At 42.0% G+C, this 1,452-nt stretch carries 1 protein-coding gene and 1 pseudogene; both read right to left on the bottom strand.

Annotated features, from left to right (window positions below; all coding sequences use genetic code 11):
• Nucleotides 1-196: 196 nt before the first annotated feature.
• Nucleotides 197-1,072 (bottom strand): alpha/beta hydrolase, encoded by an 876-nt coding sequence (locus F6K53_RS42200; RefSeq protein WP_293031547.1) that lies wholly within the window; start codon nt 1,070-1,072, stop codon nt 197-199.
• A gap of 64 nt (nt 1,073-1,136) precedes the next feature.
• A pseudogene (locus F6K53_RS42195) lies at nt 1,137-1,452 on the bottom strand (pyridoxamine 5'-phosphate oxidase family protein); the annotation flags it as partial.

The raw sequence follows: 1,452 nt of genomic DNA, 5'->3' as shown, positions 1-1,452 counted from the left end.
GGAGAATCAACCCAAGGTAGCTCTTCGCTATAGACAACAACTCGTTGACTTAAATCTGCATGAATCTGCATGGTAACCTCCTGAAATTAGGTTTATTGTTGGAATCTCTAATTATTGCTTGAGATTCCTAGTACGATCACCTATCCGACTACTTAGATTCTCATTATGCCTAATTGTGCTCGACGAATCTGCCTGACTATTTAGGGCCATTAGAGCGAGCGAAGTTGCGAATGTAATTAGCAATCAACTCTAGATCTTCCTCAAGGGCAAAATGACCGGTATCTAGGATATGGAATTCAATGTTATTGAGATCTCGCTTGTAGGGATGGGCTCCTTCTTCGGGAAAAATGTAGTCACCTTTGCCCCAAACAATTAGGGTTGGAGGTTGAAACTGACGGAAATATTCCTGCCATTGTGGGTAGAGAGTCGGGTTAGTACCGTAGCTGTAAAACAGTTCTAATTGAATTTCTTTGTTGCCAGGACGGTCGAGCAAATATTGGTCGTGGAACCAATTGTCTGGAGCAATGGCTTCTGGATTGCGAACTCCATTAGTGTATTGCCACTTAGTCGATTCGAGGGTTAGAAAATCCGCTAGAACTTGAGCATTTTCAGGAGTTTTGTCTTGCCAGTAAGCTTTGAGTGGTTCCCAAAACTCTCGCAAACCTTCCTCATAGGCATTACCATTCTGCACAATCAGCCCTAGCACTTTATTGGGATATTTGCTGGCTAGACGGTAGCCTACTGGTGCGCCATAGTCCATCACATACAGAAAGTATTGTTGTAAATCCAATTTAATCGTCAACTTTTCGACGATATCTGCTAACTTATCAAAGCTATAGTCAAATTCATCAACTTTCGGCATGGAACTAGCCCCAAAACCAGGATAATCTGGGGCAATCAGGTGGAATTCGTCTGCAAGGGCGGGAATTAGATTTCGGAACATGTGGGAAGAAGTAGGAAATCCATGTAACAAGAGGATGGTAGGGGCGTTTTTGGATCCAGCTTCCCGATAGAAAATATCAAGTCCATCAATCTCAATAGTTTTGTGCATTGTGGTGTTTAGGTTAGTCATGATGAATACCTTACTTGGTGATAATTGATTGAGTTATTACAGTTCAAACTAGATGAGGAGAGCTTCAATTTGAGGGAGAAAGTTGAGCTAGTTGTTTCTCTAACTCCTGAATCCGAGCTTCTAGGGGAGCTTTGATTTGGGCAAATTCTTCTTCTGAATAACGAATCGGAATATGTTGGGGACAATTCCAGTCAAATCCTTCGACTTTAATTATTAATACTCGTCCCAATTCCGCCTGATAATTAGGATCGGCTAATTGATTGAGCAGTTGTGGGTCGTTATCAATAACTTGAGCCCTTCCCCAAATCTTTAATCGGCGACGGTGAGCGTAATCCATCAAAAATAGAAAAACGCGATCGCTTTCAGACAAGTTACCGACA

This window comes from Moorena sp. SIO4A1 (genome assembly GCF_010672065.1).
Classification (GTDB): domain Bacteria; phylum Cyanobacteriota; class Cyanobacteriia; order Cyanobacteriales; family Coleofasciculaceae; genus Moorena.
The sequence above is the reverse complement of the archived record's forward strand: the minus strand, read 5'-3'. Positions and strand labels throughout refer to the sequence as shown.